The organism is Pseudonocardia sp. SID8383 (assembly GCF_009864975.1).
Classification (GTDB): domain Bacteria; phylum Actinomycetota; class Actinomycetes; order Mycobacteriales; family Pseudonocardiaceae; genus Pseudonocardia; species Pseudonocardia alni.
The window spans coordinates 1-15,066 of the sequence record NZ_WWFY01001201.1 but is presented as its reverse complement, the minus strand read 5'-3'; the positions used below and the strand labels follow the sequence as shown (position 1 = coordinate 15,066).

The 15,066-nt window shown below is 74.4% G+C and carries 19 protein-coding genes and 1 pseudogene; 8 read left to right on the top strand and 12 right to left on the bottom strand.

Features of this window, described 5'->3' with window-relative positions; translation table 11 throughout:
* Positions 1 to 8: 8 nt before the first annotated feature.
* On the bottom strand, positions 9 to 746 hold the full coding sequence (locus tag GTW08_RS29260) for a GntR family transcriptional regulator (protein ID WP_073575878.1): 738 nt from the start codon (positions 744 to 746) through the stop codon (positions 9 to 11).
* Positions 747 to 909: 163 nt separating this feature from the next.
* Between GTW08_RS29260 and GTW08_RS29255 the strand changes: the two genes are divergently transcribed.
* The 3 genes from GTW08_RS29255 to GTW08_RS33130 all read left to right on the top strand — a co-directional run bounded on the left by GTW08_RS29255 (position 910) and on the right by GTW08_RS33130 (position 3,608).
* Positions 910 to 1,434: a PadR family transcriptional regulator gene (locus tag GTW08_RS29255; RefSeq protein WP_073575879.1), complete on the top strand. Its 525-nt coding sequence runs from the start codon at positions 910 to 912 to the stop codon at positions 1,432 to 1,434.
* Positions 1,427 to 2,437 carry a BtrH N-terminal domain-containing protein gene (locus tag GTW08_RS29250; RefSeq protein WP_161152813.1) on the top strand — a complete coding sequence of 337 codons (1,011 nt, stop codon included), beginning with the start codon at positions 1,427 to 1,429 and terminating at the stop codon, positions 2,435 to 2,437. The genes GTW08_RS29255 and GTW08_RS29250 overlap by 8 nt, the downstream gene beginning before the upstream one ends.
* Before the next feature lie 226 nt (positions 2,438 to 2,663).
* Complete coding sequence (locus GTW08_RS33130; protein ID WP_337825320.1) at positions 2,664 to 3,608, top strand: acetyltransferase; 945 nt, start codon at positions 2,664 to 2,666, stop codon at positions 3,606 to 3,608.
* Between the two features lie 5 nt (positions 3,609 to 3,613).
* Here GTW08_RS33130 and GTW08_RS29240 read toward each other — a convergent pair whose 3' ends face one another.
* Complete coding sequence (locus tag GTW08_RS29240) at positions 3,614 to 4,054, bottom strand: NUDIX domain-containing protein (protein WP_157818432.1); 441 nt, start codon at positions 4,052 to 4,054, stop codon at positions 3,614 to 3,616.
* 32 nt (positions 4,055 to 4,086) lie between these two features.
* On the opposite strand from GTW08_RS29240, the gene GTW08_RS29235 reads away from it, so the two are divergent.
* Positions 4,087 to 4,437: a TraR/DksA family transcriptional regulator gene (locus GTW08_RS29235; RefSeq protein ID WP_161152812.1), complete on the top strand. Its 351-nt coding sequence runs from the start codon at positions 4,087 to 4,089 to the stop codon at positions 4,435 to 4,437.
* Here GTW08_RS29235 and GTW08_RS29230 read toward each other — a convergent pair.
* The 5 genes from GTW08_RS29230 to GTW08_RS29210 all read right to left on the bottom strand — a co-directional run bounded on the left by GTW08_RS29230 (position 4,400) and on the right by GTW08_RS29210 (position 8,459).
* The gene (locus GTW08_RS29230; RefSeq protein WP_161152811.1) at positions 4,400 to 4,588 is read right to left on the bottom strand and encodes a hypothetical protein; all 189 of its coding nucleotides are present in this window, start codon (positions 4,586 to 4,588) and stop codon (positions 4,400 to 4,402) included. The genes GTW08_RS29235 and GTW08_RS29230 overlap by 38 nt on opposite strands.
* On the bottom strand, positions 4,585 to 5,964 hold the full coding sequence (locus tag GTW08_RS29225) for a sensor histidine kinase (RefSeq protein ID WP_161152810.1): 1,380 nt from the start codon (positions 5,962 to 5,964) through the stop codon (positions 4,585 to 4,587). The genes GTW08_RS29230 and GTW08_RS29225 overlap by 4 nt, the downstream gene beginning before the upstream one ends.
* 14 nt (positions 5,965 to 5,978) lie before the next feature.
* Positions 5,979 to 6,725: a response regulator transcription factor gene (locus GTW08_RS29220; RefSeq protein WP_073575886.1), complete on the bottom strand. Its 747-nt coding sequence runs from the start codon at positions 6,723 to 6,725 to the stop codon at positions 5,979 to 5,981.
* A gap of 317 nt (positions 6,726 to 7,042) precedes the next feature.
* Positions 7,043 to 7,468 (bottom strand): DUF4383 domain-containing protein, encoded by a 426-nt coding sequence (locus tag GTW08_RS29215; protein WP_083658659.1) that lies wholly within the window; start codon positions 7,466 to 7,468, stop codon positions 7,043 to 7,045.
* 103 nt (positions 7,469 to 7,571) lie between these two features.
* Positions 7,572 to 8,459 (bottom strand): nicotianamine synthase family protein, encoded by an 888-nt coding sequence (locus GTW08_RS29210; RefSeq protein ID WP_161152809.1) that lies wholly within the window; start codon positions 8,457 to 8,459, stop codon positions 7,572 to 7,574.
* A gap of 117 nt (positions 8,460 to 8,576) precedes the next feature.
* Between GTW08_RS29210 and GTW08_RS29205 the strand changes: the two genes are divergently transcribed.
* The 3 genes from GTW08_RS29205 to GTW08_RS29195 are packed head-to-tail and all read left to right on the top strand — an operon-like array spanning position 8,577 to position 10,199.
* Positions 8,577 to 8,906: a DMT family transporter gene (locus tag GTW08_RS29205; protein ID WP_062399751.1), complete on the top strand. Its 330-nt coding sequence runs from the start codon at positions 8,577 to 8,579 to the stop codon at positions 8,904 to 8,906.
* Entirely contained in the window at positions 8,899 to 9,453 is a 555-nt protein-coding gene (locus GTW08_RS29200; RefSeq protein ID WP_073575889.1) for a TetR/AcrR family transcriptional regulator, read from the top strand. Before GTW08_RS29205 ends, GTW08_RS29200 begins: the two co-directional genes overlap by 8 nt.
* A gap of 29 nt (positions 9,454 to 9,482) precedes the next feature.
* Positions 9,483 to 10,199, top strand: a complete 717-nt coding sequence (locus GTW08_RS29195) for a metal-dependent transcriptional regulator (protein WP_073575890.1) — start codon at positions 9,483 to 9,485, stop codon at positions 10,197 to 10,199.
* Positions 10,200 to 10,235: 36 nt separating this feature from the next.
* Here GTW08_RS29195 and GTW08_RS29190 read toward each other — a convergent pair whose 3' ends face one another.
* The 3 genes from GTW08_RS29190 to GTW08_RS29180 form a co-directional block, all read right to left on the bottom strand.
* Positions 10,236 to 11,972 (bottom strand): BCCT family transporter, encoded by a 1,737-nt coding sequence (locus tag GTW08_RS29190; RefSeq protein WP_337825318.1) that lies wholly within the window; start codon positions 11,970 to 11,972, stop codon positions 10,236 to 10,238.
* A gap of 329 nt (positions 11,973 to 12,301) precedes the next feature.
* Positions 12,302 to 12,847, bottom strand: a complete 546-nt coding sequence (locus GTW08_RS29185; RefSeq protein ID WP_073575892.1) for a Dps family protein — start codon at positions 12,845 to 12,847, stop codon at positions 12,302 to 12,304.
* 35 nt (positions 12,848 to 12,882) lie between these two features.
* Positions 12,883 to 13,047: a hypothetical protein gene (locus tag GTW08_RS29180; RefSeq protein WP_161152807.1), complete on the bottom strand. Its 165-nt coding sequence runs from the start codon at positions 13,045 to 13,047 to the stop codon at positions 12,883 to 12,885.
* 98 nt (positions 13,048 to 13,145) lie between these two features.
* On the opposite strand from GTW08_RS29180, the gene GTW08_RS29175 reads away from it, so the two are divergent.
* Positions 13,146 to 14,105 (top strand): ring-cleaving dioxygenase, encoded by a 960-nt coding sequence (locus GTW08_RS29175; protein WP_073575894.1) that lies wholly within the window; start codon positions 13,146 to 13,148, stop codon positions 14,103 to 14,105.
* A gap of 18 nt (positions 14,106 to 14,123) precedes the next feature.
* Here GTW08_RS29175 and GTW08_RS29170 read toward each other — a convergent pair whose 3' ends face one another.
* Together GTW08_RS29170 and GTW08_RS29165 are read right to left on the bottom strand one after the other, a co-directional pair.
* Positions 14,124 to 14,486 (bottom strand): STAS domain-containing protein, encoded by a 363-nt coding sequence (locus GTW08_RS29170; RefSeq protein ID WP_073575895.1) that lies wholly within the window; start codon positions 14,484 to 14,486, stop codon positions 14,124 to 14,126.
* Positions 14,483 to 15,066, bottom strand: a pseudogene (locus tag GTW08_RS29165) (cobalamin-binding protein); the annotation flags it as partial. The pseudogene GTW08_RS29165 and the gene GTW08_RS29170, both read right to left, overlap by 4 nt.

Below are 15,066 nucleotides of genomic sequence, written 5' to 3'. Positions count from 1 at the left end.
GGCGAGTCTCATGAGGTCCTCACGTCGAGGGTGGCCGGGCCGCGGCGGCGGTCCCGGGTGCCGGTGGCGAGCAGGGCGCGGCCGGCGCGTTCGGTGACGATCTCCAGCGAGGCGCCCATGTGCTGGTGCAGCAGGTGACGCGCGGTGTCGAGCCGTCCGGTGAGGACCGCCTCGGCGACGGCGACGTGCTCGGACACGGCCGCCTCGACGCGGCCGGGGAGCACGTAGTCGTTCATCCGCACCCGCCGGATCCGGCGGTGCACGTCGGTCAGCACCGCGACCAGCTCGGGGTTGCCCGACGCCGCGAGCAGCGTGCTGTGGAACCGTTCGTCCTCCAGCACGAAGCCCGGGCCCGCCTCGGGTGGCTCCTCGAGCATCCGGTGCCAGCGGGCCAGCTCCGCCCGGAGCGCTCCGGCGTCGTGCACGGTGCCCGGGTTCTCCCGGCACCGGTCGATCCCGCGCAGCTCGACCGCGATGCGGACCTCCCAGAGGTCACGCACCCCCGCCAGGTCGGGGACGACGACCGAGTAGCCGTAGTCCTCCTCGCGCTGCAGGAGGCCGTCGGCGACGAGCCGGCCGAGGGCCTCGCGGACCGGGGTGCGGGAGATGCCGAACCGTGCGGCGAGCTTCGGTTCGGTGAGGCGGGTGCCCGCGCCGATGTCGCCGTTGACGACGTCGTCCCGCAGCACGGCGTAGACGCGTTCGCGCAGCGGCGGCGTCCCCGCCTCGTCGACGGCACTCGACATCGACAAGCCTCCTCACCTGCTGTGTCCAGAGCTGGATACAGCAGGCGGAGACGCTAGGGGCGGCACGTTGCGTCGGCGTCTCGCGCCGGTGTCGTCGTGTTTCGCGCGGGGGAGGTCGCATGCGGGGCGGTCTGGAGCGCTATTCCAGTGCTAGAATACAGCCGTGGAGCTGACCCTCGGTGAGCTCGTCGTCCTCGGGACCCTGGCCGAGCGCCCGCGCCACGGTTACGACATCGAACAGGTCGTCGAGCAGCGCGGCATCCGCCGCTGGACCGACATCGGCTTCTCCTCGATCTACTACCTGCTCGACAAGCTGACCGCCCGCGGCCTGGCCGAGGCCGACGACGACCGCCCCTCCCCGAAGGCACGCCGCGTCGTGCGCATCACCGACCGGGGGCGCCGCACCGCGGCCGCCGGCGTCCGCGAGCTGCTCGCCGACGCCGGTGTCCCCGCCCGCTCCTTCCTCGCCGGCCTCGCCCACACGGGCCTGCTCCCCGCGCACGAGGTCGACGCGGCGCTCCGGACCCGGCTCGTCGGCCTCGACGCCCGCATCGACGCGGTCGTCGCCGCCCGCACGGCGCAGGAGCCCCTCCCGCCGGAGGCGCGCGACGTCTTCTCGTTCTCCCTGTCCCAGCTGCGTGCGGAGAGGTCGTGGCTCGCCGAGCGGGTCCAGGTGCCCGATGAGTGATGCATCCACCGGCGTCCCGGCCACGGGAGGCGTCCACTGCGAGACGACGGCGCTCGGCGCGCTCCTCGGGCACGCCGGCGTCCACCTCGCCGAACCGGTGCTGTTCGGGCTCGGCTCCGGGCTGTCGTTCGTGTACTGGGACTCGAAGCGGCAGCCGGTGCCGTTCCTGGGCGGGCGGGTCAAGCCCTTCGAGCTGACCCGCACCCTCGCCCGCCGCCTCGGCCTCGACCTGCGCGTCCAGGAGACCTCGTCCGCCCGCCGGGGGTGGGACCAGGTGCGCACCCTCGTCGACGACGGCGTGCCCGTCGGGCTGCAGCTCGACAGCCACGACCTGGACTACTTCGGCTCCCGGGTCCACTTCGCGGGTCACGTCGTGGCCCTCCTCGGCTACGACGAGGAGTCCGCGTACCTCCTCGACACCGCGCAGCAGGGCGGCCGGGTCAGCACGAGCCTGGAGAGTCTGGCCCGGGCGCGCGCGGCGCGCGGACCCATGTCGGCGCCGCACCGCTCGTTCACCCTCGGACCGCTCCGGGAGCCGGTCGACCCCGTCCCCGCGATCGCGCCCGCGATCGTCGAGTGCGCCGAGGCGTTCCTGCACCCGCCGATCGCCAACATCGGGCACCGCGGCATCCGGACGACGGCGAAGCGCGCCCCGTCCTGGCTCGACCGCGTCGAGGACCCGCCCCGGGACCTGCCCCAGATGGCGATGCTCATGGAACGGGCCGGTACCGGCGGGGCACTGTTCCGGACCCTCTACCGCGACTTCCTCACCGCCTGCCTGCCGCTGCTCGACGACGGCGACGGGCCGGGCGGACGCGCCGCGGCGGTCGAACGGGGCCGGGACCTGTTCGCCGAGTCGGCGACGCTCTGGACCCGCGTCGCCGGCCTCGTCGAGCGCGCCGGGCTCGACGGGGACCCGGCCGGCCTGACCGAGGCCGCAGGGCTGCTGCTACGGATCGCGGACCTGGAGACCGCGGCCATGGGCACGCTCCGGTCGCTCTGAGCCGGGCCGGGGTCAGTCGGTGCCCCGGGCCCGGCCGCCGCCCGCCGGCACGGCGAGCGCCCCGGGCGCAGCGACGAGCTGCGGCAGGAGGACGTCCAGGACGGTCACGGGACGATCGTCGACGGTTCCGGGCCCGGTGTCGACCGCGGTCCGGCCCACCCGTCCCGTGGTGGGACACCGGCCGGTGCCGGGCGAACCCGGTCGACACCGCTGCGATCCTGGCCCGGTGAGCAGCTTCCCGACCGTCCGCCCGGCCACCCCCGCCGACCACCCCGGGCTGGTCCGCATCTGGCGCCGCGCCGTCGAGGCCACGCACACCTTCCTCACCGCGGCCGACGTCGACGCGATCGAGACCGAGGTCCGCACGGCGGCCCTGCCGGGTCTGACGGTCCTGGTCGCGCAGCGCGACGACGGCACCCCGGTCGGCTGGGTCGGCACCGACGGCCACCGGGTGGAGGCGCTGTTCGTCGACCCGTCCGCGCACGGCGGGGGCGTCGGATCGGCCCTGCTGGCCGCGGCCACCACCGGGATGCCGCGGGTGGAGCTCGACGTGAACGAGCAGAACCCGGGCGCGGTCGGGTTCTACGAGCACCTCGGCTTCGTCCGGACCGGGCGCTCCGGGCGCGACGGGCAGGGCAGGCCGTTCCCGCTGCTGCACCTGCGCCGCGACCGGCTCCCCGAGCCGTCCGACCCGGCGTCGTCGACGACCGCGCTGCTGCTCGGCTACGTCGACTTCTACCGCGAGCGCGTCCTCGCCAGGTACGCCACGCTGCCGGTGGCCGACTGCACGACCGGACGGCTGCCGTCGGGCTGGTCTCCCGCGGAGCTGCTGCACCACCTGAGCTGCATGGAGCGCCGCTGGCTGGAGTGGGGCTTCGTCGACGCCGACCTCCCGGACCCCTGGGCCGACCACGTCGACGGGCGGTGGGCGCTGCCGCCCGGGGTCGGCGCGGACGACGTCGTCGCCGCGCTCTCCGCGCAGGGCCTGCGTACCCGCGAGATCGCGGAGTCGGTGGGGCCCGGAGCCGCGGGGTTGCCGAGCGGGCGCTGGGCCGGTGCACCGCCCGCGACGATCGAACGGACCCTGCTGCACGTCGTCCAGGAGTACGCCCGCCACCTCGGCCACCTGGACGTCGTCGTCGAGCTCGCCACCGGCTCCACCGGCGAGTAGCCGCGTCAGGTCGCGACGCGGTGCAGGTCCCACCCGTCGAGTGCGACGCCGGGGCGGCGCCAGGCGTGCCGGACGGCGGCGGTGTGGGCGAACACCGGTCCGGGCAGGGCGTCCGGGTCGGTCCAGGTCCAGGAGTCGGTCGCGTGCGGCTCGGTCACCCGCAGCACGGCGCCGGCGGGCGCGGGCACGTGCACCGCGAACGTGACGCCCGGGCCGTCGAGCCGCACGCACACCGCGACCAGCGTGCCGGAGGCCGCGACGACACCGGTCTCCTCGGCGAGCTCGCGCAGCGCCGCGGCGACGACCGGCTCCCCGCCCTCCAGGTGCCCGCCCGGGAACGACCAGCTCGGGCTCTCCCCGGCGGTGATCCGGTGACCGACGGCGACGGTGCCGTCGGCGCGTTCCAGGACGACCCCGACACCGGACACCGGACGAAAAAGGCTCACCACCGCAGTCTGCCGGGGCGCATCCTGGGGTGGTGGACCCCACCACCCTCGCCGCCGCCCGCGCCCGCGCACAGGAGTGGGTCGGCTCGCTGCGCCGCGAGCTCGACGCGCTCGCCGATCAGCAGGCCCTGACCAGCCACGACGACGAGCACGACCCGGAGGGCGTCACGATCGCGGTGCAGCGTGCCCAGCTGCAGGGGCTGCTCGCCGCCGCCGAGCAGGAGCGCGACGAGCTCGACCGGGCGGCCGACCGCCTGGCCACGGGCGGCTACGGGCGTTGCGCCGTCTGCGGCGGACCGATCGCGCCGGAACGGCTGGAGGCGCTGCCCGCCGCGACGACCTGCATCAGCTGCGCGTCGGACCCGCGCCGCCGTCGCCGGTAGTCGCTGTCGGGGGTGGGAGCACCGTCACCGTCGGGGTGGGGGAGGTCGTGCCGCTGGGCAGGTCGATCGGCTCCGGCTCGTCGTCGAGGGTCACCCCGCACCCGGCGACGAGCAGCAGCCCCAGCACGGCGGTGCACAGCCGCGTCCTCACCTGTCCACCCCCGGCAGCTCGACGACGACCCGGGTCCCGCCGCCGGGTCGTTCCTCCACCCACACCCGGCCGTCGTGCCGGCGCACGTGCGCGGCGACCAGGGACAGGCCGAGACCGGTGCCGCCGCCGTCGCCGCGGCTGCCGGCCAGGGTGCCACGGGCGAACCGCTCGAACACCGCCAGCCGCTGTTCGGGCGGGATGCCGGGGCCCGCGTCGTCGACCTCGATCCGGGCGTACCGGTCCCGGGGCGCGACGCCGATCCGCCGCGCGCCGCCGCCGTGCGCGTCGGCGTTGTCCAGGAGGTTGCCCAGGATCTGGTCGAGGCGGCGGCGGTCGACCCGCACGGTCACCGGCTCCGGGGCGTCGACCTCGGGGACGTGCTCCCCGCCGCGGACCGCGACGAGACCGTGGACCAGTGCACCGAGCTCGCCGTCCTCGCGCTGCAGGGTGTCGCTGCGGGAGATCTCCAGCAGGTCCAGGACCATCCGGCGGAAGCGCTGGATCTCGCCGTCGAGCAGCTCGACCGCCTCCCGCGCGGTCGGTGCGAGCTCGTCGCGCCGCCGGGTCAGCACCGCGGCCGCGTTCACCAGTGTCGTCAGCGGCGACCGCAGCTCGTGCGAGACGTCCGCGGCGAACCGGGCGTCGCGCGACACCCGCTGCTCCAGGTCGTCGGCGGTCCGGTTGAAGGTCGCGACGAGCGGGGCGAGCTCGGCGTCGGTGCTCGACGGCAGCCGCGCGGTCAGGTCACCCCCGGCGATCCGTGCCGCGGCCCGGGTCACGGCGGTGAGCGGCAGCAGCGCGCGCCGCCCGGCCCACTGGCCCAGCGCGAGCCCGAGCAGCGCGCTCACCGCGACCCCGGTGAACAGCACGACGCTGAGGAACCTCAGGTTGGCGTCGAGCCGCTGCATCGGGAAGACCTCGACGAACACGTCGCCGCCCGGCATCGGCGCCGCGACGACGACGCTCGGCATCCCCGCCACCATCACCCGCTGCCGCGCCCCGGTCCCGTTCTCCGCCAGCGCCAGCACACCCGCCGGCAGCAGGTCGGGTTCGACCTCGCGGCCGCTGGTCGTCCAGGCGCCGTCGCGGCGCAGCGCGACCGTGGTGTCCGGGGTGCCCGCGAGGCCGGTCAACAGGTCGTCGAGCCCGCCGACGTCGGCGGTGTCGGCCATCGCCCGCTCGACGAGCTGGAGGTTCACCGCGAGCTGCCGGGTCGCGCTCTCCACCCGCTGCTCCACCAGGTAGTACGACGCGAGGTTCCAGGTGACCGTCGCGAACAGCCCGGTCACCACCAGCGACACCCCGGCGAACGCGACGCCGATCCGGTGACGCAGCGGAAGCCGGCCCAGCGGCAGTCGGTCCAGCACGGACCGCATCCTGCCGCGCCCGCTCACCCGCCGCGGCCCGAGGCGGGGGCGGCGCCCGGCAGCGCGGCGTCCGGTCCGGCGTCGCCGACCTTGTACCCGGCGCCGCGCACGGTCAACACGAGGACCGGCCGGTCCGGGTCGAGCTCGACCTTGCGCCGCAGCCGTCGCACGTGGACGTCCAGCAGCCGGGTGTCGCCGTGGTACTCGTAGCCCCACACCCGCGACAGCAGCTCGTCGCGGGTCACGATCCGCCCGCCCGCCGCGGCGAGCTCGGCGAACAGCCGGAACTCGGTGCGGGTCAGGTGCACCGGGGCGCCGTCGCGGAGCACGGTGCCCTCGTCCGGGCGCAGCTCGACGTCGCCGACGGTGATCCGGCGCGGTGCCGCCGGAGTCGGACGTCGCCGGCGCAGCAGCGCCCGGATGCGGGCGGCCAGCTCCCCGGCCACCAGGGGCTTGGTGACGTAGTCGTCGGCGCCCGCCTCCAGGCCGGCGATGACGTCGGCGGAGTCGGAGCGCGCGGTCACCATGATGATCGGCAGGTCACCGGTCTCGCGCAGCCGCCGGCAGACGGTGAGGCCGTCGATGCCCGGCAGCATGAGGTCCAGCAGCACGAGGTCGACGCCCGGGCGGGCGGCACTGACCAGGGCCTGCTCGCCGGTGTGGACCGCGTCGACGTCGACGCCCTCGTCGCCCAGGGCGAGGCCGAGCGCGCGCCCGATCCGGACGTCGTCGTCGACCAGCAGCACCCGGGTCCGGCCGTGTTCGCTCATGATGACGGCGATTCCACCGGATCCGGGCCGGTTCCGTCGATCCCGGCGTCGGGCCCGGCACGATCGTCAGGCGATCGCAAGCCCGACGGGGGCGTGACGGCGGCGCCGCAGCGCCAGCAGGTCTGCGGCGGCCCGCCGTCGTCGGTGGGCGAGGGCATCGCCCCGCAGTCCGGGCAGAGCCGGTCCAGCCAGCACACCGGGTCGCCGACCTCGGCCTCGTGGCCGTGGTCGGGGTGTCGTCCGGTGACCGGGGTCCCGGCGGACGGTGTGTCGGACACACCGCCATCGGACCACGGGGGTCACGCCCCGTCCAGGTCTCAGGCCGCGGCGGCTCCGCGGCGGCCCGGACGCACCACGGGACGGCCGCGCAGCAGCGTCGCGCAGCCGACCATCGCGACGGCGACGACCACCAGGGCCGCGCCCACGGCGTCCAGGGCGACGGCGGCGCTCAGCAGCGCGACGGCGCCACCGGCCACGAGCACCACCCGCGACGCGGCACCGGAGCGCGCCGAGGCCAGCCCGGCCACGCCGATGACGAGGTGCAGCACGTTCTGCAGCACCGACACCGGCAGCAGCCCGGCAAGCGCCGCGGTACCCGCACCGGGCAGCACGGCGAGCTCACCGGAGGTCACGCCCGGGACGAAGCCCAGGGCTCCGACCAGCAGGAACGCCGCGGCGAACGCCGCCGCGACCGGCTGTACCGGGGTGTAGGGCCGGGAGAACCCGCCCGTCGTCCGCATCATGTCCCGACCTCCTCGGTCCGTCGTCCTCCGGCGCGTCGCTGCGCCCCTCGTCGGGGTCCGGTTGCCCGGCCGGAGGCGCTCCGAACCGCGGTAGCGACGCACCTCACGTGGCGGCGCGGGCCACCAGGACGGAGTTGACGACGTCGGTGCGCGGGTGCACCTCGAGGAGTACGTCGAGTGCAGGCAGGTCGGCTGGGACGATCTCCGGGTAGAGCAGGGTCCGCAGCCCGGCGGCGGACCGCACGAGCAGGGTCGTGCCGGGCCCGGTCGCGGTGGTCAGCCGGGCGGTGATCGCGGCCTTGGTGGCGGCGTCCGGACCGACCAGGGCCCCGACGAGCACGAGGTCGGCCCTGCCCAGTTCGTCGGCGAGCGCGGGGGACAGCTGCGGGTCGTCGAGATCGGCGACCAGGCTGCGGACCCGCCCGTCCGCCCCGAGGGCGGCGGTGACCGCGTCCCCCGCGGCGACGGCCGCCCGGTCCCGGTCGACGTGCAGCACCTGCGCGCCGTGCCCGGTGGCCAGCACCAGGCCGGTCAGCGGCAGGGGCCCCGACCCGAGCACGACGACGCGCCGCGGCGCGGGCAGTCCGACGGCGGTCAGCGCGGCGAGCTCCAGCCGGACGAGGTCGTGGTAGTTGCCCAGGTAGGGGAACCGGTCCAGCTCGGCCCGCGGGTCGGGGGCGGCGGCGATCCGGCCCGCCCAGTGGTTCTCCATGTGGCCCTCGCCGGTCGCGGCGAGGGTCCGCAGGGCGTCCGAGTGCGGGGCGACCTGTGCCAGGACGCCCTCGGTGCAGCCGGCGGGCGGGAAGCAGCAGAGTCCGACGAGCTCGCCGAACGCGGCGTCGGTGTCCGGGGCGGGGCGCAGGTCGGTGCGCTCCAGGCGTCGTCGCAGGTCCACGAGTCGTGTCGCGACGGCGGCGACGGAGCCGTCGCCGCGGGGACGGCGGGGTGCGGGAAAACCGGGCGCGGTCGTCCGACTGCTCTGCGTGGTCACGATGATCCACCGTAAGCCAATGACAACCATTTCGTGCTCGGTCGTCCGGGTGGCGGGAAACTTGAGCGAACGCTCTACAATATGGCAAGGAGCGGACAGAGGGGGAGGAGTCCGGCGATGTGGGGTTGGCTCGCGCTCGCGATCGGCGCCGAGGTCACCGGAACGGTGGCGCTGCGGTTCTCGCAGGGTTTCAGCAGGCTGGTGCCGTCGATGATCACGGTGGTGGGCTACGGGCTGGCGTTCTGGTCGCTGTCCCAGGCGCTCGGCCGGGGGATGGCGCTCGGGATCGCCTACGGAACCTGGGCCGCGGCCGGGGTGGCGCTGGTCGCGCTGATCGGGGTGTTCTTCCTCGGTGAGTCGTTGACCTGGGTCCAGCTCGGCGGGATCGCGCTCGTCATCGCCGGGGTGCTCGCCCTGGAGCTGGGCGGCGCGACCGCGCATGCCTGATGCGATCGGACAGGACACCTCCGAGGCCGACGGTCGCCGCCGCCGCGGGGACCGGCGCCGCCGCGAGCTGGTCGGGGCCACGCTGCGGCTGGTCGGCGCCGGCGGGGTCGCCGCGGTCAGCCAGCGCGCGGTCGCCGCGGAGGCCGGCGTGCCGCCCAGCGCGGTCTTCTACTACCACCCCAGTGTCGACGCGCTGCTGGTCGCGACGCTCACCGCGGTCAACGACCGCTGGATCGCCCGGCTCGACGCGGTCACCGTCCCGGGCGACCTCGTCGCGCTGGTCGAGGACTGCGTCCGTCAGGAACGGGTCACCGCGATCGCCGAGTACGAGCTGTTCCTGCTGGCCGCGCGGCGCCCGGACCTACGCGGTGAGCTGGACCGCTGGGACGTCGCGCTCGCCGCGGCCGCCGCCCGGCTCCTGCCCGACGACGCCGACCGGCGTGCGCTGCTGACCGCCGCGGTCAACGGGCTCACCCTGAGCGGTGCCCTCGGCTCGCCGGTCGACCCCGCCCTCCTGGCCCGGCTCTGCGCGGCCGGGACCGCCTGAGCCGCCGTCGCCGGGATACCGTGGTGGGCATGAGCGCGGAGCGCCTCTCGGAGTCCGTGGAGAACTACCTGAAGACCATCTTCCTGCTCTCGGAGCGGTGGGAGGGGTCGGTCGGGGTCTCCGCGCTGGCCGAGCGGCTGCGGGTCTCGTCGCCGTCGGCGTCGGGGATGGTGCGCAAGCTCGTCGACGCCGGACTGGTCGACCACGCCCGCTACGCCGGGATCACGCTCACCGCCGCCGGGCGGGTGTCCGCGCTCGCCGTGGTGCGCAGGCACCGGCTGCTGGAGATGTTCCTGGTCACCGAGCTGGACCTGGCGTGGGACGAGGTGCACGAGGAGGCCGAGGCGCTCGAGCACGCCGTCTCCGACCGGCTGCTCGACCGGATCGACACCCGACTCGGGCACCCGCGGTTCGACCCGCACGGCGACCCCATCCCGGCCCGGGACGGCACGATGCCCGTGGTCCACGCCCGCCGGCTGCCGGACCTGCGCTACGGCGAGGGTGGCACCCTGGTACGCGTCGACGACACCGACCCCGAGGTGCTCCGTTTCCTCGACGCGCACGACGTCCGGCTCGGCGACCGGGTGGACCTGCTGACCCGCAAGCCCTTCGAGGGGCCGTTCGTGGTGCGGCTGCGCCGCTCCCGCGAGCAGGCACACCCCGCCCCGGGCGAGGCCGAGCACGAGTGGGGCCCGGCGCTCGCGACGGCCCTGTGGGTGGGCGGCGACGAGCACGGGCACCCGTGAGGTCCCGGGGCCCGGGTGTCCGGGCCCCGGGATCCGTCAGGTCGAGCCCTGGCGCCGCTCGAGCGCGACGTCCCCCGCGTGGTCGAGGACGTCGTCGCCGGAGTCCGGCTCGACCTCGTCCGAGGTCGCCATGGTGGCGACCGCGGTCTCGGAGTAGAGGGCCCCGTTGGGGTCGATGGTGGCCCGGCCGCCGTCGACCTCCGCCCGCTCGGTCGTGAGGTCGTCCGTTCGTGCGGTGCTGCTCCTCAGAGCCAGAGCTGGCGATGCCTCGACCGGCAGCGCGACGACGAACCGCTCACTGCGCAGGCCCCTCATGAGACCGACAGCCATGAGGATCAGCACGATGCACAGCGGCAACCCGGCGAGGATGGAGGCGGTCTGCAGGGCGGAGAGCGCATCCGCGCCCGCGGCCGCCCCGGCCCCGAGCAGTACGGCGGCGATGACGCCTTCGAGTACGGCCCAGAACAGGCGCTGCTGCCAACGGGGGTTCGGGTCTCCTCCGTTGGTCAGGATGTCGATCACGAGGGAACCCGAGTCCGACGATGTCGCGAAGAACAGCACCACCACCACGATCGACAGCACCGACGCGAGCAGGGTGAGGATCTCCGGGACCGGCAGCTGCTGCAGGAGCAGGAACATCGAGGTCTCCGGCGAGTCCGGGGCGCCCGCCAGCGGGTTCGCCGGGTCGGCCCGCAGGATGTCCAGGGCGGTGTCGCCGAAGACCGTCATCCACACCATGGACGCGCCGACCGGGGCGAACAGTGCACCGGCGACGAACTGGCGGATCGTGCGGCCGTAGGAGATGCGGGCCAGGAACATGCCGACGAACGGCGACCACGAGATCCACCACCCCCAGTAGAACAGCGTCCAACCGGACTGCCAGCTCTGGGCGTCGGCGTCACCGGGGAAGGTCTGGAAGCTCAACCCCGGCAGTTGCTGGACGTAGGTGCCCACGTTGGCCGCCGTCGAGTTCAGCAGGTCCCGGGTGGGTCCGAAGAAGAACACGAACAGCATCAGCGCCAGCGCCAGCCACAGGTTGATCAGCGACAGGTTCCGGATGCCCTTGTCGATCCCCAGCAGGACCGACACGGCCGCGACCGAGGTGATGAGCAGGATCAGCACGACCTGCAGCGGCGTGCTGTTCTCCAGCCCGAACAGGGTCTCCAGCCCCGCGCCGACCTGCTGCGCCCCGATCCCCAGCGAGGTCGCGAGTCCGAACAGCGTGCCGAACACCGCGACGACGTCGACCAGGTAGCCCGGCCAGGAGTTGATGCGATGCCCGATCAGCGGGTAGAGCGCCGCGGCCGGGCGGAGCGGCAATCCCTTGCGGAAGGAGAAGTAGCCCAGCGAGAGCCCGAGGACGATGTAGATCGCCCACGGGTGCAGGCCCCAGTGATAGAAGGTGTAGAGCATGGCGTTCTCCGCCGCCTCCGCCGTCCCGGCCTCGCCGGTCGGGGGACTCGTGAAATGCGTCAGCGGTTCGGCGACGGCGTAGAAGACCAGTCCGATGCCCATGCCCGCCGTGAACAGCATCGCGAACCACGAGACGGTCTTGTACTCCGGCGTCGAGTCCGACGGCCCGAGTTTGACCCGGCCGAAGCGCGAGGCCATGAGCACGACGACGAACACGACGAAGGCGCTCGCGGTGAAGATGTAGAGCCAGCCGAGGTTGCCGGTCACGACCGAGTTCACGGAGTCGGCGACGGAGCCGAGCGAGGCGGGGGCGACTGCGCCCCACAGTACGAAGGCGAGTGCGAGCACCGCCGATGACACGAAGACGGGAGGGCTCGTGTGCTCCCTGAGATAGCGGGCGATCACCGTGTACCTCCGGTTGGGGGTTTACGCGTCGATTCGGGTGGAATGTCCGGCACGCGACTGTAGGTCGAGTGGCCGCACGGGGCAGGACATCCGAGGCCGGAAGACGGGGTCGTCGACGCCGTCCCGCAGTCGCTCCGCGGTGTGAGCAGGGCGGATGCCCGGGGCGGCCGTCCCTGGGCTCGAGGAGAACGATTCGGTCACGGCCGGTCCGGAGCACGACACGACCCGGGCCCGGTATCCGTGTGGATACCGGGCCCGGGTCGGTGTCGCGTCGTGGAGGAGGGTCAGCGGGAGGCGTCAGCTGCGCCCTGCTCACCGGCCTTGCCCTGGGTGTTCAGCGAGCCGTCGGCGTTCTCCAGGTGCGCCCGGACGAACCACTGGTACTGCTCCAGCTCGCCGGCCTGGGCGATGAGCATGTCCTCGGTCACGGGGTCGAGCGCGCCGACCTTCTCGATCTGGGTGCGGTGGTCGGAGATGACCCCGGTGTAGACCACGTCGAGCGCGCCGAGGTGGGCGATCGCCTGGTCGCGGCCGATCGAGTAGTCGTCCCAGGTGCGGTCCTTGACCAGCGCGCCGGGGGTGCCGTTGGGCGAGCCGCCCAGGGTCGCGATGCGCTCGGCGACGTCGTCGACGAACCCGCGGACCGCGTCGACCTGCGGGTCGAGCATCTCGTGCACCGCGATGAAGTTCGGGCCGACGACGTTCCAGTGCACGTGCTTGAGCGTGAGCTGGAGGTCGTTCAGGGCGTGCAGACGGTGCTGCAGGATGTCGACGACCTGCTCGGCGTCTCCGCGCTCGAGGCCGGGGACGGTGTAACGGATCGTGGCCATGGTTCTGTGCAGTCCTTCCGTGACGGGTGCGTGGTTCAGGACGCCGCAGTGCGCGGGTCGTCGTCCGCGACGGGCTGGGCGTCGAGGTGGACGCCGTCGCCGTCGGGGGTCTCGTCGACCGGGGTGTCGCTCTGCTCGGTCGGGACCGGGTGGCTCGTGCGCTCGTCCTGCTCGCGCTGGTCCTTCTCGGGCGTCGTCATGACACCCGGGTACCCCGGTCGGGCGGGTTTCATGTCCGGCGTCGGCGGTCCCGGGAACGGGTAGCCGGTGGGGAGCAACCACACCGAGGAGCGATGCGATGACCCCCGGCACGACCGTCACCCCGCACGGGCTGCACCACGTCACGGCGATCGCCGGGGACCCGCAGCGCAACGTGGACTTCTACACCACCGTGCTCGGCCTGCGACTGGTGAAGCGGACGGTGAACTTCGACGCGCCCCAGGTCCACCACCTCTACTACGGCGACGAGGCGGGCCGTCCCGCCACCATCCTCACGTTCTTCCCGTGGCCCGACGTCGAGCCCGGCCGCCAGGGCGCCGGCCTGACGACCGCCACGGCGTTCGGCGTGCCGCCGGAGTCGCTGGGCTGGTGGCAGACCCACCTCGCCGCGCTCGGCGTGGACGCCGACGACCCCCGCACCCGGGACGCGTCGTCGGGTGCCGAGGAGGTCCTGACTCTGCGCGATCCCGACGGGCTGGTGATCGACCTCGTCGCCGCGCCCGGCGACACCCGCTCGGGCTGGGACGGCGCCGGCAACGTGCCCGCCGAGCACGCGGTACGCGGCCTGCACGCGGTGACGCTGTCCGAGGCGGACCTCGAACCGACCCAGCGGATGCTCACCGACCTCGGCATGACCCACGCCGGCGACGACGGCGCCCGCAGCCGCTTCCGTACCACGGGGGACACCGCGACGGCCGTGGACGTGCTCGGCGGCGTCGACGGGCACGGGGTGCAGGCCGGCGGCACGGTGCACCACATCGCGTTCCGGGTGGCGGACCGGGCGACCCAGCAGCAGTGGCGCACCGAGCTGGTGGCCCGCGGCCTGGAGGTCACCGAGATCCTCGACCGGCAGTACTTCACCTCGATCTACTTCCGCGAGCCCGGCGGTGTGCTGTTCGAGATCGCCACCGACGAGCCCGGCTTCACCGTCGACGAGCCGCTGCTCGAACTCGGCCGCGCGCTGAAGCTGCCGCCGTGGCTGGAGCCGGACCGGGCGACGATCGAGGCGAACCTGCCCGCGCTGCGCGACCGGGGGTGACCGCGGCGGCCGGTCGGCTCAGGTGTCGAGCCGCTGCTCGCGGGCTGGCCCGTCGACTCCGGTGAGATGCTCCAGGGTGTTGGTGACGCGCAGCAGCCGCTCCAGCGCACCGACACGGTTGTCGAGGTGGAGCTCGACGCCTGCGGCCCGGGTCCGCCTGCGGATCATCAGCAGCGACGACAGACCGTAGGAGTCGCAGTACCCGATCCCGGCGCAGTCGATCCGCAGTTCACGCAGGCCGGGCCGGTCCGTCAGCAGCACGGCGACGGCGTCGGCGAGCGCGTCGGAGGTGGCGTAGTCGAGGTCACCGGCCGGCGCGACCGTCGCGAGGTCCGGCGCGGGGCTGGTCCAGGTGAGGGACAGCTCTCGCGGGTCGCTCATGCGGGCCTTCCGGTTCGGTGCAGTGTCGTGGAGTCGGCGCCCTCGGTGACGGCGCCGGCCGGGACGGGGGTGCCCGCGCCTCCGGTGAGCGCCGGGGACGTGGTCGCGCGCCGCAGCAGCTCCGACGCCCGGGTGAAGTCGCGCAGCTCGTCGCCGAGCAGATCCAGGACCGGCCGCAGGACGGCCACCGGCACCGCCCGGGCCTCGAGCACCTCGGCGGTCCAGCCGAGGAACTGCTCGAACAGCTCCGCGTCACCGGTGTAGAGCGCCACGGACAGGAAGTCGACGATGTGCCGGACGTCCTCGGCGGTGTGCCGGCGCTGCTCGTCGTCGTATCCGGCCATCGCCGGGACACGGTCGGGCAGGCGGTCCAGCACCGTGGCGACCAGCTGCGGGGCACTGCGGGTGACCAGCGTGTACTCCTGGTCGGACAGGTGCGGCAGGTCGTCCATCGGCTGGGCGTGCGGGTGCGCCGGGGCGGGCAACCCGTCGGCGAGGGTGTCGGCGGCGGCCCGCGCGTCCGGGGCCCAGGCGTCGGCGCCGAGCAGGCGGGCGTAGCGGCCGTCCGTGCCGAACGCCC